Genomic DNA, 22,437 nt, shown 5'->3' with positions numbered 1-22,437 from the left:
TACTGCCACTTTTTCAGAAAATCGCAACCAGCTTTTTTCATAAAGAGCTGCCGGATTGCCCTCATTTGCTACTGCCACTTTTTCGAGAAATCTATAACCAGTTTTTTTATAAAAGGCGGCGGGCTGGCATTCTCCCCCTTATTCCCTACAAACCACAAAAGAGCAGAATGGACGGACTTTCCGGCAAGAACTTTTCCGGCAGCTCGGTCTTTCCCGACAATAAGGCGTTTTGGAAACTGTGTTTTGCCCGCTGTCTGAAAAAAACGGCAGCCTTTTTTGGTTTCACTGTCTAATACAGAACTTTTGGAAATTTGCCAAAAATGGGCGCAAAAAAAGCAGCAAATCTTTTTCGGATTTACTGCTTTGTGTGCCGCTGCGGGGTGGCGATTATTCAATTTTAAAATGAAACATCATCTTATGATAGGGTTGTTTCTGTGTGGCTGTCAGAGGAAAAGCCAGAAATTATCTATAATTATTTATATCAGGATATTTTCCTCCATCTTCATGTGAAAATGCTTCTTCAAAGTAATCAAGACTTTCAAATATAATATTGTTGTATTCTCCAATTTTAACAACATTAAAATTTAAGCTGACTGTATCTCCTATAGCATATTCATTTGTTAAATCACCATTAAATTTCCATCCAATAAGATCACCAGAAACTTTTTCATCAAAGAAAATGGTTGTGGCTTTCTCATCTGCATTATAAGTTATATCAATAACTTTATCTGCGAAATGAACCTCATCTCCAGGAGCATAGTCTTTTAGATAATCAACAGCTTCGCCGTCGGCAGGGTTAATAAATTGATTATTTAATTCAGTCATGGTTAAAATCTTATTATTTGCTAAAGTAGCTGGTGATGGATTTTCAGAAAATTGAAAAACTCGATTATTATCTCCAAAATAAAATCCATCCTCTACTTCTGGCAATGCACTTCTAGTATTTGCATTATAATAGTGTGCATAATAGCACTGCCATTTGAAACTTTCAGAAGAAATAAACTGAGCTTTCCACTTTCCGGCAGGATCACTCGCTTTTTTATCGTAAAACATATACTGATTCGTTTCTGTAACGGCACTACTAACAGTATCGTTATTTGCATCAGACAAAATAAGATTGATTTTAGCAAAAATATCAACAAAAATCACTCGATGTCCATGCATACGCATTGAACCAACTGAATTATTTACTTCTGGTTTAAAGTATACTTCATTTCCCATCTCGCCAGTATTAAATTCAATACTCGGAGACACAAGATATGCCCAATTACTATCTTTTACGCTCTGTCCATCAAGATCGATAAGTTTTTCAAAATAGTCGGATAAAACTTTCCAACCAACTTGCCACCAATTTACTTTCCGCTCACTTTCATTAGTTTGTGTCGCTTCTGCCTTTGCTTCCGGCGATAACTCACTTGCAAAAGTCGTCGTACTTGCACCTATACATAGCGTTCCTATAAGTGCCAATGATATAACCTTTTTAAATATCTTATTCATACAGTTTTATTCATACAGTTTACTCCTTTCTTGAAATTATTGAATTCGAATAATAGGATACAATTTAAGAACTATAAGGGTGTTTCATTTTATAATTAGATATATAATCATACCAACTGAACAAATAATAAAAAATACACCACCAATCCGCATTAATACTAAATATAGTTCGGTTGGTTCACCATTTTTTACTGTGAATAAATTTTCTATTTTCCATAATATTTTAGGATAACAGACCATACAAACTCCCAAAATCAATAATACCAACACCCATAAATAGTCCACCAAATTTCCCTCCTTTCAACTAAGTATCCTTGTATACATTTCTACACTATATCTTAGGATAATGCTACCATGAAAATGCCGATAAATCAAGCGTTATTCACGATATGATATGTAAAACCTCAAAAGATTTCGTCATTTTTAACAATGTTTGTTTGGAATAGTAGGGCTGCATATCAATTTTTATATGCTACTTTATGACACATAAGCATTGGCTCCGGGATTGTCGTTGCCGTAACCCTCCATTAAGTTAATGGCACCCCAAATGCCAAGACCTGCGCCAAGCGCGATAACCAAAGTCTGCAATACACCAACTGCGCTGTTAAAGAAATCCATATAAACCTCGCTTTCTGCCGTTGTGCGGCTCAAAAAATGTTATGGAAAATGAAAAATGCCGCCGTTATTCTTCGGCGGCTGCGTCCTCGTCGGACAAATCTATTTCGTATATGTCAAAGGCTTCATCGGGCTTTACGATTGCCGGACGGGTAGACATATACCGTTCCACGTCAAAAGCGTTTCTTTTGTCGAAGTCGGAAAGGTATTTGTAGTTCGGGTGTTTCGTGATGTCGTATTTGTCGCTTAAAAAGGGACGCACACCGCGTAGCTGCAAAATACATTTCCCACCGTCCATAACTGCTATTTCGTCCTGTGTCATCAGCTCCTTTCCTAATTTTTGATAATTCAGTCCATGAGAAACCTGCGTGCCGCGATTTTCGGAAGTGTTGAAACTGTCGATTGTTTCCCGTCCCAAGTTATCCGAAATCTCTTTTGCATTTTTCCCACGTCCTCCCAAAAACAAGGTGCTGTCGGCATTATCAAGTATGATTTCTGCCGCGTCCCTGTAAATGGCTTTTAGCTGGCTCTGCGATTGCAGAATGATAGAAGCGGACATTTCCCTACTGCGGATTGTAGCAATCAATTTATCGAAGCGGGGTATCTGTCCGATGTTCGCAAACTCGTCAAGCAAAAAGCGGACGTGAACAGGCAATTTGCCGTTGTATTCGTCGTCTGCTTTATCACAAAGCAAGTTGAAAAGCTGTGATTGCAAAATAGCGATAACAAAATTAAAAGTGTCGTCGGTATCGCTCATTATGAGGAAAAGCGCGGTTTTCCGGTCGCCCAATGTGTCAAGTTCCAATTCATCATAGGACATGAGTTCCCGGAGTTCCTCTATATCAAAAGGGGCAAGCCGCGCACCGCAAGAAATAAGGATTGACTTTGCCGTTTTGCCCGCCGCCAATTTGTATTTTTTATATTGCTTTACCGCGAAATGGTCGGGGCTGCGTTCTTCCAAATCGGCAAAGAGCAGATCAACGGGGCTTTGGTATTCCTCGTCGTCCTCGCGTGCTTCGCTTGCATTGATAAGTTCAAGCAGCGTTGTAAAGTTCATTTCCTCGGCGGGGGCTTCATACCAAATGTAGCCGATCAACGCGCAATATAGTAACCTCTCGGCTTTCACCCAAAAATCTTCCGCGCTCTTTTCTCCCTCGCCTTTGGTATTGACGATAAGGGTATTGACAACCTTTAACACGTCCTTTTCGCTGCGGATATAGACAAAGGGGTTATAGTGCATACTTTTCCGAAAGTTTATCGTGTTCAGTACCTTAATGCGGTAGCCTGCCCGTTGCAGCAGCTTTCCGCACTCGATTAGGACGGTGCCTTTCGGGTCGGTCAAGACGTAGGAAGAATGAAGCTGCATTAAATTAGGCTTTACGAAAAACCTTGTCTTGCCGCTGCCGCTGCCGCCGATCACCACGACGTTTTTATTTCTCGCGTATTTCGGCTGCTTCGGGCGGCTGTTCATGGTAAGGCGTTCGGTCTGCGTCAAAATGATGTTGTTCTGAAAATCCGGGTCGATATAGGGCTTTATATCTTCGGCGTTGCCCCAACGTGCGCTGCCGTATTCTGCGCCCTTGCGGTATTTGCGGGCATTTTCCCCTTTGAAATAGACAATCAGACGGATAACCACCGCGCCCACAATGCCAATAAGCAAATCCAACGGGTGAACGCTCGGCAAGGCATTTGAAAACGCTTCGGAAAATCCCTGTGTGATATTGAGTATCTTTTCGGAAATATCCGCGCCGGGGGCAAGCCGCACCGCCTGTCCCACCTTATCAAAGAGATAGACAAAGAACACATACGGGATATTCGGGATTATCAGCTTTTTGTAGTTTATCTGCTTCATATCTCGCGCCCCCTGTCTATTTTCTTTACCTTGTCGCGGGCGGCGTTAAGCTGCTTCGCCTTGTCCTTTGCTGCGGCAAGGGCTTTGCGGATAGAGGGCTTTTTATCCCTGTTCAGCTTCTTTGCGGAAAACTCTTGAAACGCTGCGGTCATAACGTCCGCGTCCCTGCCTTTGAAAAACACAAGGTAACGGGTCTGTTCGCCCTTAACCTTTTTCAGCGAAAAATCTATGTTGTATTTCTTCGCGGTACTCTCAAAGGCTTTGATATTGCTGTCGGTGATCTCGATGTTGGAAACCCCCGCATTTTGCTTCATAAGCTGCCGCATGGTCTGTTTCCCATGCGGTGCTTTGCTTTTCTGCTCCAAAAACTTCTTGATTGCTTTCTGTAACGCCTGTTCGGTAAGCCTTGCCGCGCCTTTTCCCACGTTGACGGATAGGGCAATCGTTTTTTGGGTTACTTCCTCCTGCAAGGTATCAACTCCTTTCCCGGTAAACTGCGGCTATGCTCATTTGCTGCCGTAAAAGTCGTGATTGACAAGGGCGGTATAGTAGCTGTCAATGGTACTCGGCGCGTTGAACAGCACCGCTTTTAGATACTGCTTGATGTTGCGGATTTTGGTTGTGTTCTCCCTCATGCAGTCCAAAACAAACTCAACGTGGCTGCTGTTCAGCTTCATAAACTTTGATTTGACAAGTTCGGCGGGGTAGTCGTCCCCGGCGATACGGATTGTCTTTCGGGCTGTGCAGACGGTTTCCAGCATGATTTCTACAATCTCGTCCAAACGGTCTTTATCCATTTTGGGGTCTTGAATGAGAATGTCATAGTCGATGTTTTCTTTGATGATTTCCCGATAAATCTCTATTGCACTGTTTGTTTTCGCTTCCGTTCTTTTCCTTTCCGGCGGCGCAGCCGCTTCGTCCTGCTCATAAGGCAAGGGATTTAGGGAATGGAAAGGAATGGAATGGGTACTTGATAGATCAGTAATTGATTGTTCTTTACTTGATATATCTTTATTTAATTGCGTTGGATTTTCCAACGTAGGTTTTTCCTGCGTAGGTTTTTCCAACGTTGGATTATCCAATGTTGGATTTTCCAATGTAGGTAAATCCAATATAGGCGGCTGTCCGCCGCTGGTAGCTGCTTCCGGCTCTCGCGGCTGCGGCTGCTCGTATATGACGTAATCTGCGCCCCGCAAGCGTCCCTTTTCGTCGCGCTCCCGGCTGCGCACGATATATCCGGCTTTTTCGAGTTCCTTTACCGCTTCGCGGATTGCGTCGATCTTCTCCCGGTTGATATGGGATAAGCCCGCAAGGGTATAATCCCAATCTTCGGGCAGCGAAAGCATTTGCGACAACAAGCCCTTTGCCTTTAAGGACAATTCCTTGTTTCGCAAGTGGTGGTTGCTCATAACGGTATATCCCGTATTTCGCTCCACTCTGAAAACTGCCATATTTCCTCACTTCCTCTCTTGGTATGCGTGGACAATTAGAAAGCCGTTTTCGGCTGTTTTGGTATTGCAATATGCCCTTTGCCGTTTTCGCGTCTGCAAAGCCGCATGGCACAAGGGCTTTTGCCCGTCTATTTGTCCATGCTGGCGTGCGTTTTCCGCGTCCTTTTGCCGGGGCAATAGGGACACTCTTTGAAAACGCAAAACTCATATTTCCATTGTGGGCGGTAGAAACGGCAAGTACCGCAATCTTCATCATCTCCGGCACAACCGGATTGATAGCGGTCAAATCCCGGCTTCTGCTGCATGATCAGTTCAAACGCCCGCTGCTTGCCCTTTGTGAAATACATTCCGGCTGCGCCTCCTTTCCTGCGGGCATAAAAAAACGGCGTTACTTTCTCCCCAAAAGGGGTTAAGGTAACGCCGCTTGTGTGCGTATTCAGTTTTTAACACATTCCCTGTCTATCCGCTGTCCGCAAAACCATTGATTTTATTAGCTTTTTGCCGCTATCGCTATCACACCTCATTATTCGATAGACCCGGTTGGAATGAGATGATACGCCTTGCAGAAGCGGGGAAAGTCCAGACCGTTATTGTCAAAGATATGTCCCGCATGGGGCGGGATTACCTGAAAGTGGGCTACTATACCGAGAGTTTCTTTGCGGAACGTGATATTCGATATATCGCCATCAATGACGGTGTGGACAGCGACAAAGGGGACAACGATTTTACCCCTTTTCGCAACCTGTTCAACGACTTCTACGCGCGCGATACCAGCAAGAAGATTCGGGCTGTTATGCGGGCCAAAGGAAACGCCGGGGAACACCTCTGTACCAATCCGCCCTACGGGTATATGAAAGACCCAGCGGACAAAAAGAAGTGGATGGTGGACGAGGAAGCTGCCGAGATCGTCAAGCGTATTTTTGACCTGTGCATTGCGGGAAAAGGCCCCATGCAGATTGCCAAGTTGCTGACTGCCGAACACATCCTGACTGTCAAGGCACATTATGCCCAGCGTGCCGGAAAACCGCTGCCTGAAAAACCATATCACTGGGACCCGAAATCTGTGGCGGGGATCTTGGAACGGCCAGAGTACACCGGTTGCACGGTGAACTTCAAGACCTATTCCAAGTCCCACAAACTGAAAAAGCGACTGTATAACGTCCCGGAAAACCAGCGGATTTTCCCCAATACCCAGCCTGCCATTATTGATGAACAAGTCTTTGTGCGGGTACAAGAATTGCGGGAGAACAAGCGCCGTCCGGCCAAGCAAGCTGAACGGCAAGGGCTGTTTTCTGGCCTGCTGTACTGCGCCGATTGCGGAAGCAAACTGCATTTCGCCACAGGCAAAAACATGACGCCGCAGCAAGACTGCTATCGGTGTTCCCGGTATAAGAGCAATACAGGCGACTGTACCATGCACTTCATCCGGGAAGAAACGCTGAAACTGTTTGTTTTGCAGCGGATTTTCGATGTGACGGCGCTGTTCTTTGATGATGCTATGGCATTTGAGGAAGCCGCGAAAAAGCAGCACTTCCAAGAAGCCGAAAAAGAGGCTCAGAAACGCAAGCGTGAAATCGCCCAAGCGGAAAAACGCATTGCTGAACTTGACCGCATTTTCAAGCGCATCTATGAGGATGACATCAGCGGGACGATCAGCCATGAACGGTTCTTGAAACTCTCCACTGACTATGAAGCGGAACAAAGAGAACTGACAGAGCAGGTTAAGACATGGCGGGAAGTGGTAGAAATCTTTGAACAGGATCGATCCGACTTTGACAGCTTTGCAGCCATTGTACGGAAATATGTGGGTATCCGGGAACTGACACCCACCATCGTCAATGAGTTTGTAAAGAAGATCATTGTCCATGCGCCGGATAAGTCCAGCGGACACCGCAGGCAGAAGATTGAACTGGTCTGGAACTTCATCGGAGAAGTCAACCTGCCGGGCGACGATCAGACCGTGGAACGGCAAAGAAAAGGCAGGACGGCATGACCTTTCAGCCATGCCGCCCTGCGACAATCAAATTACTTCCTTATAGGGGCACATCCTTACGCGAGGCAGACTTTTAATACCGGTCTGGAGCTGGACATGCTGCAGGAATACCTGTTGATCCCGCTTGACATTTTTCGGGAAAACCATCAAAATATAAGTAGGAAACTGGATGCATGGCTGCTGTTCATCGCCTCGGATCAGCCATGCGACATCCGCGAAGTGATCGAGGCTTACCCCGAGTTTACAGAGCTGTACCGGGAGGTATTTGACTTCCGGTATCATAAGAAGGAGCTGGTGAGTATGTATTCGGAGGCACTGAGAATTCTGGATCAGAATACAGTGGAATTGATGGTGGAGTTGCAGCAGGAGGAGATTAAGGCGCTGAGGGAGAAGAACCTTCGGCAGGAAGAGGAAAACCTTAGGCAGAGGGAGGAAATGCGCCGGCAAGGGGAAGAAATGCGCCGGCAGGAAGAACGCTATCAAAAAGAACTCCTTCGCCTGCAGAAACTTCTCGATCAGAAGAACAACTAGAGATGTATTCTCCCGGGTACTTATCGCCTCGGATCAGCCATGCGACATCCGCGAAGTGATCGAGGCTTACCCCGAGTTTACAGAGCTGTACCGGGAAGTATTTGACTTCCGGTATCATAAGAAGGAGCTGGTGAGTATGTATTCGGAGGCACTGAGAATTCTGGATCAGAATACAGTGGAATTGATGGTGGAGTTGCAGCAGGAGGAGATTAAGGCGCTGAGGGAGAAGAACCTTCGGCAGGAGGAGGAAAACCTTAGGCAGAGGGAGGAAATGCGCCGGCAAGGGGAAGAGATGCGCCGGCAAGGGGAAGAGATGCGCAGGCAGGAGGAGGAAATGCGCCGGCAGGAAGAACGCTATCAAAAAGAACTCCTTCGCCTGCAGAAACTTCTCGCCCAACAAAACAGTTAAAAAGCGTGCGGATCCGTAAAGCATACGGGTCCGCATTTTCACCCTTACAGCCACTTAAAACCATAAAATCCCCCCTATCCTCCCTGCGTCCAGACCAATGGTTGTGTAAATACCATAACATGATATAATGATTACGGAAATCTATCTCTCATCGATAGCCTGCGGCTGCAGACAATATATAATAGAAAACAGCGCCAGCCATCTATCAAACAGCCACCATTCGTCCATCCCACCGTGCCGCCCGGCACAGGCGGAGAGAAAAGGAGAAGAATATGATCGATACAGAACGAATCAACATCGGCCCCATACCGGCCATCATCTGGGGCCCGCCCTCTCAACGTCTGGTCCTTGCAGTTCACGGAAACATGTCCCACAAAACCGACACCGTGATCGAACTGCTGGCCGGTAAGGCGGTTCCCCGAGGATACCAGGTGCTGAGCTTTGACCTGCCGGAACACGGGGACCGGAAAACGGACCCCACACCCTGCAAGGCAGCAGAGTGCGTCCGGGATCTGGAAACTGTGATGGAGTACGCCTGTGCCCGCTGGAATCACATCGGCCTGTTTGGCTGCAGCATGGGCGCTTATTTCAGCCTCCTGGCCTATCGGGACTGCAATTTGGAGCAATGCCTGTTCCTGTCCCCGGTGGTAGATATGGAGCGCCTGATCGAATCCATGATGTCCTGGTCCAATGTGACGCCGGACCAGCTGAGAGAGCAGGGAGAGATTTGCTCCTGCGTGGGACAAATGCTTTACTGGGATTACTACTGCTACGTGAAAGCCCATCCCATCGACCGCTGGACTCCGCCCACCCGCATCCTGTACGGGGAGCAGGATAATCTCTGCGAGCGGGAGACTGTGGAACGGTTCGCACTGCGTTTTTCCTGCGGCCTGGAGATTGTACCCGGCGGAGAACACTTCTTCCACACAGAGGAGCAGCTGACCGCATATCGGGACTGGCTGGACTGGTCATTTCAATAGCCATCAAACATAAAAATAAAAGGGAGTAACACAATGAATCAGTTTATGATTAATTATTTAGAAAAAATTGTAAATATACCTAGCCCCTCCGGTTTTACCGGCCGGCTGATGGAGGTACTGGGAGACGACGCCCGGGACATGGGCTATGAGGTATCCTACACCAGCAGGGGCGCGCTGATGATCCGTGTACCCGGGCGTACCGGGGCCAGGCTCTGTCTGGCGGCCCACGGCGATACCCTGGGCGCGGTGGTGCGCTCCATCAATCCCGACGGCACGCTGCGGATTGTGCCCGTGGGCGGTTATACCATGGAGAGCGTGGAGGGCGAATACTGTACCGTTCACACCCGGGACGGCAGGACCTATCCGGGAACCGCGCTGACCAAAGCCCCCTCCGTCCATGTGTATGACGACGCCAGGTCCCTGAAGCGGGAGGAAGAGAACATGCTGATCCGTCTGGACGAGATGGTATTTTCCAGGGAGGATGTGAAGGCACTGGGGATTCAGAACGGAGATTACATTTCCTGGGATCCCAGATTTCAGGCTCTGGAGAACGGTCTGATCCGCTCCCGGCATCTGGACGACAAGGCCAGTGTGGCCGTGCTGTTTGCGCTGTTAAAGGAAATGAAGGAACGGGAAATGATTCCGGCTCAGGAACTGCTGATTCTGATCACCAATTTCGAGGAGGTGGGATTCGGGGCCAGCTATCTGCCCGAAGGAATTCCGGAGCTTCTGGTGGTGGACATGGGCGCGGTGGGCGACGACTTAGACGGCCGGGAGGACCGCGTGTCCATTGTGGTCAAAGACTCCCAGGGACCCTTTGACTACAACATGACCACCCGCCTGATCGGCATCGCCGGGGAACGGAATCTGGACTACGCGGTGGATGTGTTCCGCCATTACGGCTCTGACGCAGCCGCGGCCATCCGGGGCGGTGCGAATGTTCGCTGCGCTCTGATCGGCCAGGGCGTCCAGGCGTCCCACCACATGGAGCGCACCCATGTGAAAGGCATGGAGAATACACTGGAACTGATCAAAGGGTATATCGGCCTGTAGAGACGCGGTCATTGGAATCGGAAGGTCATAAAACGGCAGGGAATGGAAGCTTAGCAACCCGCTTCCATTCCCTGCCGTATTCGCTTAAATCTACATCAACACACCCTTACATACTCTCACTTGGTTCCGCACCCCAGGTGATTTTCTCCCTGCGATCCCCAATGGAATCAAACTGTGCGCACACCTCATGGGAGGGAGCTGCGGTAGCCAGAGAGACCGCCACGATGGACACGCTGGCTACGATAAATGCAGGAAGCAGCTCATAAATGTTCCAGGCGCCGCCCAGGGGACGCACGCCGTATTTCCAGACAAATACCATCACGCCGCCGGAGATCATGCCCGCCAGAGCGCCCTGGAGATTGCTTCGTTTCCAGAACAGGGCGAAGAGCATCACCGGTCCGAACGCGGCGCCGAAACCGGCCCAGGCAAAGGACACGATGGTGAATACGGAGCTGTCCGGGTTCCAGGCCAGCAGAATCGCCACCAGGGCGATGCCGGTTACCGTGAGCCGGGCAGCCATCATGGAAGCCTTGGCACTCATCTTGATTCCCAGGAAATCCTGAAGCAGGTTCTGGGACACGCCGGATGCTGCGGTCAGCAGCTGAGAGTCCGCGGTGGACATGGTGCAGGCCAGAATTCCCGCCAGTACGACGCCTGCGATAACGGAGGTCAGGAATCCATTGCGGCTCAGCAGATCCGCCAGACGGATGATGACGGTCTCGGACTCCGAGCTGGAGGCGAAGAGCGGAATGCTGCCAGTCTTGGATACGCTGTAGCCGATCATGCCGATCAGAATCGCCACGAACATGGAGATCACCACCCAGATGGAAGCGATGCGCCGGGAAACCTTCAGCTTATCTTCATTTTCAATGGCCATGAACCGTAGAAGAATGTGAGGCATGCCAAAATATCCCAGACCCCAGGCCATGGTTGAGAAAATGGTGATGAGGCCGTAGGAGGTGGAGCCGCCGGTTGCCATATCGTGGAGCTGCGTCATACTCAGGTATCCGGCCATGGATTTGGCATTGTTCATGACCACATCCCAGCCGCCGGCGGTGTGAATCCCGAAGAACACGATGATCACCAGCGCGATGCTCATCACAATGCTCTGGATCAGGTCCGTGGTGGATACGGCGAGGAAACCGCCCATCACGGTATAACCTACGATTACCACAGCGCCTGCGATCATAGCCAGATGATAATCCACGCCGAAGAGGCTGTTAAACAGCGTCCCCACCGCCTTGAAGCCGGAAGCTGTATAGGGAATAAAGAAAATGAGAATCACAATCGCTGCGATGCACATCAGAATATTTTTCTTATCCTCATAGCGCCGGGAGAAAAAGTCCGGTATGGTAATGGCCCCGCAGGCCACCGAGTAGCGGCGCAGCCGTTTGGCTACGATCAGCCAGTTTAAGTAAGTGCCGACCGCCAGACCGATGGCGGTCCAGCCTGCGTCCGCGATACCGCTCAAATAAGCCACGCCCGGCAGTCCCATCAGCAGCCAGCTGCTCATGTCGGAGGCCTCCGCGCTCATGGCGGTCACCAGAGGACCCAGCTTGCGTCCGCCCAGATAAAACTCATCCGCGGACTCTCCGGCACCCTTTTTGCTAAAATAAAACCCTACATATACCATGGCCGCCAGGTAAACCACAATGGCGGCCAGAATCCCAATCTGTGCTGCTGTCATATCCCATTCCCTCCTGCTTCAAACATAATGGGGCCATTATAGCATGTGAGAAAATAGAACGCAATACAGAACGAAGTATAGACTAAATACTATACGGATATATGGAAATATGCAATAAAACAACGATTTTAAGAGAAAAATATACTGTACGAATTTTAAAAAATATTTTTAGACAAAAAATATCCGTTAAAATTTTTAACACCTGGAAGGGATGAGGGGGTCAGGGCAGAAAGCTGCTGAGGAATCCCGGAAGCACCTGCGCGCTGTAGTGCCCCAGGGAGTATTCGCCGCCGCACAGGCACCAGTCGTACATCAGGGCGCGCTCACAGAGCGCGTAGCGCTTGACCATCTCGCTGACGCTGAGCCGGGTGGTGAGCTGGCCGCGCTCCTGGCCGCCGGAGATGATTTTCCGCAGCAGTTTGTAGTAGATCCGGTCCCGGTCCAGCAGATGTTTTTCACCGTTTGTGATCAGCTGGGTGGAGAGCAGCCGCGTCAGCAGTTCGATGGAAATGCTGTTCTCGATCATGCCGAACAGCTCCCGGTTGAGAAACAGCAGCGTATCCATGGCAGTCATATCCGGGTCCAGCTGTTCAATCAGCTCCTCGTACTTTTCATCGAACAGGGTGCTGAGGGTGGAGAGCAGCGCGTCTTTTCCATCGAAATAGTGATAGAAGGACCCCTTGGAGGTTCTGGACAGATCGATGATCTCCTCCACCGTGGTGTCCTCATAGCCCTGCTCGTAAAACAGCTTCCAGGCGGCGTTTACGATCCGTCCTCTGGTGTTGCGCGCATTTTTCTTTGCCATGTCCGTCTCCTTCTTTTTATTCCATTCCCCTCACAGCCTTCCCCTTGCGGATCACCGCCGGGATCTCCCTCACGTCCCTCAGTCCGTCCCGTCCCACTGTGATCTGAAGGATCATCGTCTCATCGGTTCCCGGCGGAATCTGTTTGTCGAAAATAAAGTTTCCAAGGCTGTAATAAATATAACGCCCTTCATAGACCTCCGGTTCCTGAAGCACATGGGGGTGGGCGCCCACCACGAAATCAGCGCCAAAGTCCACGGCTTTTTTTGCGATCAGCTCCTGCATTTCACTCTTGTAGCGTTGAAATTCGATTCCCCAGTGGAAATACACAATTAAAAAATCACAGTCCACGGAGGCGATATCCTCCTCCAGCCCGGAAAAATCCAAGGTGCTGATATACTGCACCGTAGGTTTGTCCGCGTTGAAAAAATACCCCTCCGGCGGCAGGGCGCTGTAGGCCAGAAGCCCTACCCGGATTCCGTTTTTCTCGAAAATATACGGCCTTTTCGAGGCGGCATTCTCCGAGGCCCCCACATAGTCCAGCCCGTTTGCCTCCAGATGGGTCATGGTATCGAGAAGTCCCGGGCTGGTATAGTCCATGGTGTGGTTGTTGGCCAGATTCAGGCAGTCAAACCCGGCCCGCTTTAAAGCAGATGCATTTTCTGCATCTGCCTTAAACAGAAAGCGTTTCGCCTTGTTGGCGGCATTTTCATAATCGGTGATGGGGCATTCCAGATTTCCCACGGTCAGGTCGTCCTGCAGAAACAGATCCCGCACGTCCTCGTAGGGATAATCATAACCAAATTCTTCCAGATAACGTTGGACACCCCGGGAGAGCATAATATCCCCTACAAAGGAGATGGTGATCTCATCCGGTTGTGACCGAAACCAGACAAGCGCCCCGATCATCAGCGCAACCGGCACGGACAAAAGCAGGTAAAAACGCCTGTGCCTTAACATCCCGTGGAGTACGGCTCATCCGGCACGGGCACCTCCCCGCCGCCTGTCTCGTCCATGTACGAATGGACGAAAGCGGGCCTCTGGGGCGGATTCTGCCTGATCATATCCTGCCACGTCTCGTCCGTCAGCCGTTCAGCCGACAAGAATTCGAAAAAGTCAAACACGGCGCCTCTGGTGAGGTAAATCTTTCCGTTTTGGGGGACTGCCACATAGATTTCCGCGGCATTTCCCACACCGGCCTCCAGGTAGCTTCCGCCGCTGGTGTGCACATCGGCGATCACAGCCATGTTCTTATCCGTGTCCGATTCCACCAGATACCAGTTGCCAGCCTCCGCGATGGAGCTGCTCATAAATTCCAGCGTTCCGCCGTAAGTCACCAGAGAAGAGTGTTCCTCCGGACTTAAATCCTCCCCGTTTAACTCTTTCTGGGCGCATTTTTTCAGGAAATCCAGCGTATCCTCGAAGTCCAGCATCTTGTACTTCAAACTGTCGCTCAGCAGTCCACGCTGCTCCAGGCTTTCCCTGGTGACCTTTGTCAGCCACAGCAGCCGGTTGAAAAATTCAGGGTTGGGCTCCACGTAACCCAGCACCTCCGGCGGCTCGTTTCCGCCGCACTCCGCCGCGGATTGTTTGCCGTACAGGATGGTGTCATGGCGTATTTCCGCCCAGCTTCCCAGGGCGGTGGACAGGGATTTGTCCTCCCAGGCGGTGTTTTTCATAAAGGTGGGGTATGCGCCGTCCACCCGTTTCACCAGACTCTTCAGGCAGTACAGCCAGCCGTTGTACAGGTTGTTGGTCTGCTGCGGGATGGTCTGGGAGTCAAATTTGATCCTCAGCTGGTCAAAATTGTTTTGATATCCGCTCCATTGCTGTCTGGGCTGGTAAAATTCGTCCAAAATTTCATCCGCCCGCTCCGAGCCAAACACGGCGAACACATCCAGGCCCGTGGGAACCGGCCGGTCGTAGGGTTCCGAGAGCTTTTGCAGAATTTCGGAATCCGGGATATAGCGCTGTCCCATAAAGCGCATCTGGAGTTTGGTTTCCGCCTCCGGCACCTTCAGTACAATGTCGGGCGACCTCATCTGATCCACTTCCCGGTAGAAATCATCCAGCTTATCCGGTATTTCGTTGAGATCGGGGGTGTCGGAATATACTTTTTTTACAGCCAGGGCAACCTCATAGGGGGTGATGTCGTCGGACTCGCCCACGAAAAAGCTGGTGGTGCTGTAGATATTTTCCCAGAGCGAGACGCCGTCCTGGGCAGGCGCGCGGCACAGGGAAATAGCGGTCACAATGGCTCTCACGGCAGATTCCTCATCCCGCGCGTTTAACCCGTCGTAAAACGGCATGGGCACCAGCCCGTACCAGCTCATGGCCCGGAAAAATTTCCCCAGCTCCTCGCTGCGGGTATAATGCCCCCTCACGGTAAACAGAGAGTAGTCCAGTTCATATCCGAACAGCGGCGAGACAGCCTTTCCTGCTGCATTCTCAATCAGGCTATACTCCTGGCGGGCCAGATTGGCAGTTTCGGGCGGAAGATCCGCGGGCAGCTCCTTGCCCAGGGCCAGGTTTGCAACGCTGAAATAGCCCAGCATTTTCAGGACCGCGTCCTTCACCTCTTCGTTCTGCACGACCTGGTAATCCGCCGACAGCTGCCCGATCATGCTGCTGTTGAGCCGGATCAGGTCGTCGTACAAAAATTCCGTCTCCAGATTGCGCAGGGAGTAATCGTAGAAAATGTGGTAGAGCTGCAGCACGGAGTCCGTGGTCACGAATCCGGGGATTTTTTTGTACGTGTTATCTTCATATACATAGAACAGCTGCTCCGAATCCGTGGGAGACACCACAAATCCGTTTTTGGCGATCAAATCCCTCTGGGCCTGGGTCAGGTTGGCGAACTGGTCCAGGTTCTCAATATTGGACAGGTCGGCGTTCAGCGTGTACTGAGGGGCGTTGGGGGTAATGGACAGGGGCGTGTATGCATCGGCCGTGACCGTAAACCCGGGCTTGAAATCCAGGTTCATAAGACCCGAATTGCCGCCGTTCGCCGGATTGCCGCTATTCGCGCCGCCACCATGTGCGCCGCCGTCCGCCGTACCGCTGCCCCCCGTATCACCCGCCGCCGCGCCGCCTGCTGCGCCGCTGCCAGCGGTTTCGTTTCCCGGCGTATCGGCCGTCCCGCCGTCCGATTCCGCATTCTTGTCCTTTGCTTTGTCCGCGCTGGTCACCCAGGCTTCCTCCGAAACGTCCTGTCCGCCGGAAGACCGTCCGTTATTGCCGCAGCCGGCCGCCGACAGGGCGGATCCAAGAATCGCAAGTGTCAGTGCGGATGCCAGTAATTTCCGTTTCAACATACATTCCCTCCCTACTGTTCGGCTGTGAGCGTGTCGCCCTCCAGCCGCAGACTGTGTTGTGTTCCTTCTATATTTACCAGTATCTCGTCCTGCCGGGTGTTCGCGTTATTTAAAAACACGACCTCGCCCTGGTATTCATCGGAAATTGCCCGTACCTCAAAGCCGAACCCCTTCCAGTCGTACAGCGCCAGCAGCCGATTGCCGCTCTGCACCGATTCAATGGAAAGAATCTCATCCACGCCGTCCCCGTCCAAATCAAAGAGCCGGTAATCGTCAAAGGGCCGGGCCAGCCTGGAGCCCAGCCAGACCGGCTGCAGACGGCCGTCCTGCAATGCGTAGAAAAACGGACGTTTTGCGGGAACCGGATGGAATTTGGCGGTTTTATAAACGCACACCCCGATTTCCACCCGGCCGTCCCCGTCGATATCCCCGGCCAGCACCTTAAGGGGCTTGATGGAGGCCAGGTCAAAGACGGCTTCCGGTTCGCCCTGTACCACAGGCCTGTTTTTCCGGATTTTGTAAGAATTGTACACGGCCAGCGTATCCCCGTATTCCTCCCCCGTGTCCAGCCGCAAGTCCGCGCTGGCGGCGGTGATCAGCAGCAATTCCTCCCGGGAATCTCCGTCAATGTCGCATACATACCAGGAGACAATATTGGGCTGAGGGTGACGGGAGAACAAAAGGGCCGCGCCTGCGGCCAGTAACAATATGGTTCGATACAATATGCGTTTCCTGGTTTTCAATTTCTGCGCTTCCTTTGCCGGGGATCAGTTTGACGCTGCGACCAGCCACCTTCCTGTCAGATACCATAATTATAAACGACAGGGCGGATAACCACAAGCATAATTGAAAGCTGCAGGGAGAACGCGGCCGCGTCCGGGTTACTGCTCACAGTAATATCCCGTCTCCGGTTATAGCAGCCATGCATGAATTGTATACCCGTTTTCCCAATCCCCCATTGATTTTATTAGAAGATGCGCTTATAATTGGTAAAAATACATTTATAACCTACAGGAATGGAGGATACGATTATGGAGAAGAAAGACCTGGACTGGGGGAATATCGGCTTTACCTACATGCCCACGGACAAGCGCTATGTGGCTGACTATAAAGACGGAGAGTGGGGCGAGGGCCGTCTGACCGCAGACCCCATGGTGGTGATCAACGAGTGTGCGGGCATTCTTCAGTATTGCCAGGAGATCTTTGAGGGACTTAAGGCCTACACCACGGAGGACGGCAGCATTGTCACCTTCCGCCCGGACCTGAACGCGGAGCGCATGATGGATTCCGCGGTGCGCCTGGAGATGCCTCCGTTCCCGAAGGAGAGATTCCTGGAGGCAGTGGACGCGGTGGTCCGCGAGAACGCGGCCTGGGTTCCGCCTTACGGCAGCGGAGCTACCCTGTATCTGCGCCCCTACATGTTCGCCACCGGCCCGGTGATCGGCGTCAAGCCTTCCATGGAATACCAGTTCCGCCTGTTCGCAACCCCGGTTGGCCCCTATTTTAAGGGCGGCGCAAAGCCCCTGACCATCTGTGTCAGCGACTTTGACCGCGCGGCTCCCAACGGCACCGGACACGTGAAGGCCGGTTTAAACTACGCCATGAGCCTGCACGCCTCCGTAACCGCCCACGCGGCCGGTTATGATGAGAACATGTTCCTGGATCCCGGAACCAGAACCTTTGTGGAGGAAACCGGCGGAGCCAATTTCCTGTTTGTCACTGGGGACGGCGAGGTGGTAACACCCAAGTCCGATTCCATTCTGCCCTCCATCACCAGGCGCTCCCTGGTCTATGTGGCGGAGCATTACCTGGGCCTGAAGGTGACCCAGAGACCGGTGAAGCTTGCGGAGCTGAAGGATTTCGCAGAGTGCGGCCTGTGCGGCACCGCAGCGGTGATCTCCCCGGTGGGCAAGGTGGTGGATCACGGCCAGGAGATCTGCTTCCCCAGCGGTATGGAGGAGATGGGACCGGTTACCAAGAAACTGTACGACACGCTTACCGGAATCCAGATGGGAGAGATCGAGGCTCCCGAGGGCTGGATCCGCAAGATTGTATAATTGATGAAGTCAAATACAGGCTGTACCGGAAAAGCTGCAGGGAGCCACGCCGTTTCCTGCGGCTTTCTGCGTGTTAAAGCGGCGGCACAGCGGTTGAACCTATAAAATGAAAAGAATGGAGAACGGAACATGAGAAGAAAAGCATGCGGACTGCTGGTTCTTATGCTGGCAGTCGCCAGCGTGACAGCCTGCAAGACAGGCAAGGAGGCGGCGGAGGAAAATATCGCCTGGGAGACGAAGGACAGCGCGGATGCGCAGGAGAATGAGGCCGGAGAAGCTGAAGTGGGAGCGGCCGGCGAAACAGACGGCGGAGCAGGGACCAGTTCCGGCGCACCGGACGGCGCCTCCCAAGCCGGAACCGGCATTTCCCAAACTGGCGAATCCCAGCCCGCTTCCCAAGACAACACAGCCGCAGCCCACGGTTTGGACGGTGGAGACGGCTACGCCGCACCCGCCCCAGACCATCAAAATCCCCCTCTTTCCGCTGCCGGGCAAAGCGCCATGATGAAGAAATACCAGGAGGTACTTAGCGGCATTTTCTACGATCAGGTATACCCCGACGGCAGCAGCTGCGATTACGACAATTACAGCAGCATCACGATCAACCAGTTTGCCGTATACAGCGTGGACGGGGACGGGCAGGACGAGCTGATCATCCAATTTAGCACCAGCAGCATGGCCGGAATGACGGAGAGCGTGTACCGCTACAATGCCGCCGCGGACTCCGTGGAGCTGGAACTCAGCGAGTTTCCGGGCGCGGCGTACTACGACAACGGTCTGGCGCTTGTGGGCTGGTCCCACAACCAGGGGCTGGCGGGAGACTTCTGGCCCTACAATGTCTACCAGTACAATCCGGAGACGGATGAATACGAGGCTGTTTTCAGCGTGGACGCCTGGGACCGGGAGCTGGCGGACACGGATTACGACGGGAATCCGTACCCCGCAGAGGTGGATGTGAACAACGATGGGATTGTTTTCTATATCATGCCGGGCGGCAGCTACGACACGGATCATCCGGTGAGCCTGCGGGAATACAAATCGTGGTACGACTCCATTCTGGGCGGAGCCTCCGAGCTTAAGGTGCCCTTCCAGGACCTCACGGAGGACAACATCCGTGGAGTACAGTGAGGGACACGCGTGAAAAACCGGCCGACGCCTTTGTGGCGCGGCCGGTTTTACATTGTGTGGAATGATAATGTTACATTCCTGCGAACTTATTCTTAACCTTCTGAATCTTTTCCTGCTCTGCCTGCTCCATGGTATACCAACCCTTGGCGGACATCTTCTTATAAATATCGTCCTGCATGCACAGGCTGTCGTTCAGCGCCTGGTCAAAGGTCTGGTGTACATTCTGGGTTGAGGACTCGATGGTGCCGTGCATATAAAGGTCGCACACACCCTTGGTGGTCAGGAGAAGGTTCTCCATAATGCATTTGTCGTCCATTTTGCCGCCTCCTTAAACGAGATTGTAGAAATTGTCAAAGATCTGCTTGTGCTGCTGGCTGATCTTCTCAACGCAGGACTTCAATTCCGCGTCCTGCAGGTTCTGGATTGCTTCCTGGCACTGTGTCTTTAAAAACGTCTCGTGGCCCAGGGCATCTTCAATATAACTCAATTCTTTGGGACTCATATTTATCACCTCCGAAATTAGTATGGGCCGCAGTCGCGTTTTTTATGAAAATGCAATCTGCATATTCATGGCAGCCCGGAATATATTGATAGTAATTGTGAATACTTGATTGCGGAGGTTTAAAATCAATGAAAAACGGATGGATGGGGAAAATGCTTCGGGCGGCTCTTGTTTTCACCTGCGCGGCAGCGCTTGTGGGCTTGTGCGGCTGTTCGGCGTCAAAGGACGATGGAAAAAAGGTGAAGGATCTGGAATTTGCGGTGGTCGGGGAGCCGGAGATTCCCCAGGAGTTAAAGCAGATTATCGCGCAGAAACAGACCGCGCCCTTCAAGCTTACATACAGTGACGACAAGAACCTGTATATTGCCGTGGGTTACGGCGAACAGGCCACCGGCGGTTACAGCATCAGCGTGAACGAGCTGTATCTGACGGAAAATTCCATTGTCATCGACACGGAGTTAAAGGGACCGGAAAAAGGGGAAAATCCGGGGGCCGACAAATCCTATCCCTACATCGTGGTCCGCACGGAATACCTGGAGAACCCGGTGGTATTCCAATAAGCCAACCGTTCAGACGGCTATCTTCTTGACCAAAAAAGATGGTCAAGAAGCATCGGATGTCCATCCGATGTAAAAATTGACACGGAAATCTGCTTACAAGCGAGCTTGACGCAGCTTCCCGCGCCAATTTTCCCGCCAACCGTTCAGACGGCTATCTTCTTGACCCAAAAAGATGGTCAAGAAGCATCGGATGTCCATCCGATGTGAAAATTGACGCGGAAATCTGCTTACAAGCGAGCTTGACGCAGCTTCCCACGCCAATTTTCCCGCCGTCTGAACTGTTATGTAAATTTTCCTTTTTAATCTTCATCGCATATGCTATACTAGGGAACAAATCACCTGTCGTCAGCTACAGGGCTGATGACCAAGTCTGTCAAGCATATGCGTAAAAGGTTAGGGAGGCGGCATCATGATAGTTAAGGACATCTGGCTGGATATCAAGGCGGTCCAGGAACGGGACCCGGCGGCCCGCAGCGCGCTGGAGGTATTTTTGCTCTACCAGGGCATTCACGCGCTGATCTGGCACCGGTTCGCCCATTGGTTCTGGCGCCATAAAATGTATTTTATCGCCCGGCTGATCTCACAGATCGCCCGGTTTTTCACCTTGATCGAGATCCACCCCGGCGCGCAGCTGGGACGCGGGATTCTCATCGACCACGGCTGCGGGGTCGTGATCGGGGAGACGGCGGTGGTGGGGGACAACTGCACCATCTACCAGGGGGTCACCCTGGGCGGCGTGGGCACCCAGAAGGGCAAGCGCCATCCCACCCTTGGGAACAACGTGATGGTGGGCGCGGGAGCCAAGATTCTGGGGGCCTTCGAGGTGGGGGATAACTGCTCCATCGCGGCCAACGCGGTGCTCTTAAAGCCTCTGGAGGACAACGTGACCGCAGTCGGTATCCCCGCAAGACCGGTGAAAAAGGACGGCGTCACCATTCCCAAGGTGAAAAAGAGCGCCACCCTTGAGGAATACAAAGCCTTAAAGGAGCAGGTACAGCACATGGATGCGCAGATCAGGCGCCTGGAAGCCCTGCTGGCTGAGAAAGAAAAGGAAGAGACCAACCCATGATAAAAGAACCTTACGTTGCCATAGAGCGGAGCATCATCAAGCAGTTCCGCAAAGAAATCTGGAGGCCCTTTGTCAAGGGGCTCCAGGCATATGAAATGATTGCAGACGGCGACCGCATTGCCGTCTGTATTTCCGGTGGCAAGGACTCCATGCTGTTAGCCAAATGCATGCAGGAGCTAAAGCGCCACTCCAAGACAAACTTTGAGCTGGAATTCATCGTCATGGACCCGGGCTACAATCCGGCCAACCGCAGGCTCATCGAGGAAAACGCGGCCCTGATGAACATCCCGGTGCAGATCTTTGAGTCCGACATATTTGACGCTGTGGTGGACGTGGATCAGTCCCCCTGCTATCTGTGTGCCCGCATGCGCCGGGGCTACCTCTACGACCGGGCCAGGTCTTTGGGCTGCAACAAGATCGCCCTGGGCCATCACTACGACGACGTGATCGAGACCATTCTCATGAGTATGCTCTATGGCGGTCAGGTCAACACCATGATGCCCAAGCTGCACAGCACCAATTTCCCGGGAATGGAGCTGATCCGCCCTCTGTACTTTGTGAAGGAGGGGGATATACTGGCCTGGAAGGACTACAACGGGCTGCATTTTCTGCAGTGCGCCTGCCGCTTCACCGAGCAGATCGCCCGGGACATGGAGGCGCGGGGCTCGGCGAAGGACTCCGCCGACGTGGTGCACACCTCCAAGCGCCAGGAGATCAAGGAACTGATTAAGACCCTGAAGGAGACCAACCCCTTCGTGGAGGCCAACATCATGAAAAGCGTGGAGAACGTCAACCTGGACGCCTGTATCGGATACGTCAGCGGCGGCAGACGCCACCATTTCCTGGACGAATATGACAAGCGATAAATCCGTCCGCCCCATACGCATAAATCACCTGCCCTTCGCATAGATATTTCTAAAGGACTATGAGAAACGG

The 22,437-nt window shown here is 51.9% G+C and carries 23 protein-coding genes and 1 pseudogene; 10 read left to right on the top strand and 14 right to left on the bottom strand.

Annotated features, from left to right (window positions below; genetic code table 11):
- Window positions 1-462 precede the first annotated feature (462 nt).
- From ACK2JC_RS10200 to ACK2JC_RS10170, 7 genes and pseudogenes are all read right to left on the bottom strand, one after another.
- Window positions 463-1,497 (bottom strand): hypothetical protein, encoded by a 1,035-nt coding sequence (locus ACK2JC_RS10200; protein WP_118447846.1) that lies wholly within the window; start codon window positions 1,495-1,497, stop codon window positions 463-465.
- A gap of 84 nt (window positions 1,498-1,581) precedes the next feature.
- Window positions 1,582-1,782, bottom strand: a complete 201-nt coding sequence (locus ACK2JC_RS10195; RefSeq protein WP_117659859.1) for a DUF6199 family natural product biosynthesis protein — start codon at window positions 1,780-1,782, stop codon at window positions 1,582-1,584.
- 204 nt (window positions 1,783-1,986) lie between these two features.
- Window positions 1,987-2,115: pseudogene (locus tag ACK2JC_RS10190) on the bottom strand (Maff2 family mobile element protein); the annotation flags it as partial.
- Between the two features lie 64 nt (window positions 2,116-2,179).
- Window positions 2,180-3,964 (bottom strand): VirD4-like conjugal transfer protein, CD1115 family, encoded by a 1,785-nt coding sequence (locus ACK2JC_RS10185; protein ID WP_411338483.1) that lies wholly within the window; start codon window positions 3,962-3,964, stop codon window positions 2,180-2,182.
- Window positions 3,961-4,434 (bottom strand): PcfB family protein, encoded by a 474-nt coding sequence (locus ACK2JC_RS10180; protein ID WP_006775667.1) that lies wholly within the window; start codon window positions 4,432-4,434, stop codon window positions 3,961-3,963. Before ACK2JC_RS10180 ends, ACK2JC_RS10185 begins: the two co-directional genes overlap by 4 nt.
- A gap of 36 nt (window positions 4,435-4,470) precedes the next feature.
- On the bottom strand, window positions 4,471-5,415 hold the full coding sequence (locus tag ACK2JC_RS10175; RefSeq protein WP_021748558.1) for a DUF6017 domain-containing protein: 945 nt from the start codon (window positions 5,413-5,415) through the stop codon (window positions 4,471-4,473).
- 128 nt (window positions 5,416-5,543) lie between these two features.
- The gene (locus tag ACK2JC_RS10170) at window positions 5,544-5,762 is read right to left on the bottom strand and encodes a hypothetical protein (protein ID WP_021748559.1); all 219 of its coding nucleotides are present in this window, start codon (window positions 5,760-5,762) and stop codon (window positions 5,544-5,546) included.
- Window positions 5,763-5,839: 77 nt separating this feature from the next.
- Between ACK2JC_RS10170 and ACK2JC_RS10165 the strand changes: the two genes are divergently transcribed.
- From ACK2JC_RS10165 to ACK2JC_RS10145, 5 genes are all read left to right on the top strand, one after another.
- Window positions 5,840-7,408: a DUF4368 domain-containing protein gene (locus ACK2JC_RS10165; RefSeq protein ID WP_411338482.1), complete on the top strand. Its 1,569-nt coding sequence runs from the start codon at window positions 5,840-5,842 to the stop codon at window positions 7,406-7,408.
- Between the two features lie 96 nt (window positions 7,409-7,504).
- Window positions 7,505-7,939, top strand: a complete 435-nt coding sequence (locus ACK2JC_RS10160; RefSeq protein WP_368272234.1) for a hypothetical protein — start codon at window positions 7,505-7,507, stop codon at window positions 7,937-7,939.
- A gap of 55 nt (window positions 7,940-7,994) precedes the next feature.
- On the top strand, window positions 7,995-8,348 hold the full coding sequence (locus ACK2JC_RS10155; RefSeq protein ID WP_092371527.1) for a hypothetical protein: 354 nt from the start codon (window positions 7,995-7,997) through the stop codon (window positions 8,346-8,348).
- A 272-nt stretch (window positions 8,349-8,620) separates the two neighbouring features.
- Window positions 8,621-9,328 (top strand): alpha/beta hydrolase, encoded by a 708-nt coding sequence (locus ACK2JC_RS10150; RefSeq protein WP_320936229.1) that lies wholly within the window; start codon window positions 8,621-8,623, stop codon window positions 9,326-9,328.
- A 33-nt stretch (window positions 9,329-9,361) separates the two neighbouring features.
- Window positions 9,362-10,381, top strand: coding sequence for a M42 family metallopeptidase (locus tag ACK2JC_RS10145; protein WP_320936230.1), 1,020 nt, complete (start codon window positions 9,362-9,364; stop codon window positions 10,379-10,381).
- A gap of 106 nt (window positions 10,382-10,487) precedes the next feature.
- Here ACK2JC_RS10145 and ACK2JC_RS10140 read toward each other — a convergent pair whose 3' ends face one another.
- The 5 genes from ACK2JC_RS10140 to ACK2JC_RS10120 form a co-directional block, all read right to left on the bottom strand.
- Window positions 10,488-12,068 (bottom strand): sodium/proline symporter, encoded by a 1,581-nt coding sequence (locus tag ACK2JC_RS10140; protein WP_320936231.1) that lies wholly within the window; start codon window positions 12,066-12,068, stop codon window positions 10,488-10,490.
- A gap of 220 nt (window positions 12,069-12,288) precedes the next feature.
- Window positions 12,289-12,873 carry a TetR/AcrR family transcriptional regulator gene (locus ACK2JC_RS10135; protein WP_092371539.1) on the bottom strand — a complete coding sequence of 195 codons (585 nt, stop codon included), beginning with the start codon at window positions 12,871-12,873 and terminating at the stop codon, window positions 12,289-12,291.
- Window positions 12,874-12,889: 16 nt separating this feature from the next.
- Complete coding sequence (locus tag ACK2JC_RS10130) at window positions 12,890-13,831, bottom strand: CapA family protein (RefSeq protein ID WP_368272269.1); 942 nt, start codon at window positions 13,829-13,831, stop codon at window positions 12,890-12,892.
- Window positions 13,825-16,185: a DUF3160 domain-containing protein gene (locus ACK2JC_RS10125; protein ID WP_368272268.1), complete on the bottom strand. Its 2,361-nt coding sequence runs from the start codon at window positions 16,183-16,185 to the stop codon at window positions 13,825-13,827. Before ACK2JC_RS10125 ends, ACK2JC_RS10130 begins: the two co-directional genes overlap by 7 nt.
- An 11-nt stretch (window positions 16,186-16,196) precedes the next feature.
- Window positions 16,197-16,907 carry a hypothetical protein gene (locus ACK2JC_RS10120; protein WP_368272267.1) on the bottom strand — a complete coding sequence of 237 codons (711 nt, stop codon included), beginning with the start codon at window positions 16,905-16,907 and terminating at the stop codon, window positions 16,197-16,199.
- A 309-nt stretch (window positions 16,908-17,216) separates the two neighbouring features.
- On the opposite strand from ACK2JC_RS10120, the gene ACK2JC_RS10115 reads away from it, so the two are divergent.
- Window positions 17,217-18,242: a branched-chain amino acid aminotransferase gene (locus ACK2JC_RS10115; protein ID WP_118757319.1), complete on the top strand. Its 1,026-nt coding sequence runs from the start codon at window positions 17,217-17,219 to the stop codon at window positions 18,240-18,242.
- A 129-nt stretch (window positions 18,243-18,371) separates the two neighbouring features.
- Window positions 18,372-19,370 carry a hypothetical protein gene (locus ACK2JC_RS10110; protein WP_368272266.1) on the top strand — a complete coding sequence of 333 codons (999 nt, stop codon included), beginning with the start codon at window positions 18,372-18,374 and terminating at the stop codon, window positions 19,368-19,370.
- Window positions 19,371-19,440: 70 nt separating this feature from the next.
- On the opposite strand, the gene ACK2JC_RS10105 is transcribed toward ACK2JC_RS10110, so the two are convergent.
- Both ACK2JC_RS10105 and ACK2JC_RS10100 read right to left on the bottom strand, forming a co-directional pair.
- On the bottom strand, window positions 19,441-19,686 hold the full coding sequence (locus ACK2JC_RS10105; protein WP_007706089.1) for a spore coat protein: 246 nt from the start codon (window positions 19,684-19,686) through the stop codon (window positions 19,441-19,443).
- Window positions 19,687-19,698: 12 nt separating this feature from the next.
- The gene (locus ACK2JC_RS10100) at window positions 19,699-19,872 is read right to left on the bottom strand and encodes a hypothetical protein (RefSeq protein WP_007706091.1); all 174 of its coding nucleotides are present in this window, start codon (window positions 19,870-19,872) and stop codon (window positions 19,699-19,701) included.
- Window positions 19,873-20,000: 128 nt separating this feature from the next.
- On the opposite strand from ACK2JC_RS10100, the gene ACK2JC_RS10095 reads away from it, so the two are divergent.
- The 3 genes from ACK2JC_RS10095 to ACK2JC_RS10085 all read left to right on the top strand — a co-directional run bounded on the left by ACK2JC_RS10095 (window position 20,001) and on the right by ACK2JC_RS10085 (window position 22,367).
- Window positions 20,001-20,432, top strand: coding sequence for a protease complex subunit PrcB family protein (locus ACK2JC_RS10095; RefSeq protein ID WP_227170057.1), 432 nt, complete (start codon window positions 20,001-20,003; stop codon window positions 20,430-20,432).
- A gap of 409 nt (window positions 20,433-20,841) precedes the next feature.
- Complete coding sequence (gene cysE, locus ACK2JC_RS10090) at window positions 20,842-21,501, top strand: serine O-acetyltransferase (RefSeq protein WP_320936879.1); 660 nt, start codon at window positions 20,842-20,844, stop codon at window positions 21,499-21,501.
- Window positions 21,498-22,367: a tRNA 2-thiocytidine biosynthesis TtcA family protein gene (locus ACK2JC_RS10085; RefSeq protein WP_320936880.1), complete on the top strand. Its 870-nt coding sequence runs from the start codon at window positions 21,498-21,500 to the stop codon at window positions 22,365-22,367. The genes cysE and ACK2JC_RS10085 overlap by 4 nt, the downstream gene beginning before the upstream one ends.
- Window positions 22,368-22,437 lie beyond the last annotated feature (70 nt).

Origin of the sequence: Enterocloster lavalensis, from assembly GCF_046603895.1 — a bacterium.
Taxonomy (GTDB): Bacteria; Bacillota; Clostridia; order Lachnospirales; family Lachnospiraceae; genus Enterocloster; species Enterocloster lavalensis.
The sequence above is the reverse complement of the archived record's forward strand: the minus strand, read 5'-3'. Positions and strand labels throughout refer to the sequence as shown.

Excerpts from the sequence above, each read along its gene's own strand:
- ACK2JC_RS10115 (WP_118757319.1), top strand. The coding sequence starts at position 17,217 with ATGGAGAAGAAAGACCTGGACTGGGGGAATATCGGCTTTACCTACATG.
- ACK2JC_RS10200 (WP_118447846.1), bottom strand. The coding sequence starts at position 1,497 with ATGAATAAGATATTTAAAAAGGTTATATCATTGGCACTTATAGGAACG.
- ACK2JC_RS10160 (WP_368272234.1), top strand. The coding sequence starts at position 7,505 with ATGCTGCAGGAATACCTGTTGATCCCGCTTGACATTTTTCGGGAAAAC.
- ACK2JC_RS10110 (WP_368272266.1), top strand. The coding sequence starts at position 18,372 with ATGAGAAGAAAAGCATGCGGACTGCTGGTTCTTATGCTGGCAGTCGCC.
- ACK2JC_RS10170 (WP_021748559.1), bottom strand. The coding sequence starts at position 5,762 with ATGTATTTCACAAAGGGCAAGCAGCGGGCGTTTGAACTGATCATGCAG.
- ACK2JC_RS10185 (WP_411338483.1), bottom strand. The coding sequence starts at position 3,964 with ATGAAGCAGATAAACTACAAAAAGCTGATAATCCCGAATATCCCGTAT.
- ACK2JC_RS10100 (WP_007706091.1), bottom strand. The coding sequence starts at position 19,872 with ATGAGTCCCAAAGAATTGAGTTATATTGAAGATGCCCTGGGCCACGAG.
- ACK2JC_RS10175 (WP_021748558.1), bottom strand. The coding sequence starts at position 5,415 with ATGGCAGTTTTCAGAGTGGAGCGAAATACGGGATATACCGTTATGAGC.
- ACK2JC_RS10145 (WP_320936230.1), top strand. The coding sequence starts at position 9,362 with ATGAATCAGTTTATGATTAATTATTTAGAAAAAATTGTAAATATACCT.
- ACK2JC_RS10140 (WP_320936231.1), bottom strand. The coding sequence starts at position 12,068 with ATGACAGCAGCACAGATTGGGATTCTGGCCGCCATTGTGGTTTACCTG.
- cysE (WP_320936879.1), top strand. The coding sequence starts at position 20,842 with ATGATAGTTAAGGACATCTGGCTGGATATCAAGGCGGTCCAGGAACGG.
- ACK2JC_RS10130 (WP_368272269.1), bottom strand. The coding sequence starts at position 13,831 with ATGTTAAGGCACAGGCGTTTTTACCTGCTTTTGTCCGTGCCGGTTGCG.
- ACK2JC_RS10150 (WP_320936229.1), top strand. The coding sequence starts at position 8,621 with ATGATCGATACAGAACGAATCAACATCGGCCCCATACCGGCCATCATC.
- ACK2JC_RS10085 (WP_320936880.1), top strand. The coding sequence starts at position 21,498 with ATGATAAAAGAACCTTACGTTGCCATAGAGCGGAGCATCATCAAGCAG.
- ACK2JC_RS10095 (WP_227170057.1), top strand. The coding sequence starts at position 20,001 with ATGAAAAACGGATGGATGGGGAAAATGCTTCGGGCGGCTCTTGTTTTC.
- ACK2JC_RS10135 (WP_092371539.1), bottom strand. The coding sequence starts at position 12,873 with ATGGCAAAGAAAAATGCGCGCAACACCAGAGGACGGATCGTAAACGCC.
- ACK2JC_RS10105 (WP_007706089.1), bottom strand. The coding sequence starts at position 19,686 with ATGGACGACAAATGCATTATGGAGAACCTTCTCCTGACCACCAAGGGT.
- ACK2JC_RS10125 (WP_368272268.1), bottom strand. The coding sequence starts at position 16,185 with ATGTTGAAACGGAAATTACTGGCATCCGCACTGACACTTGCGATTCTT.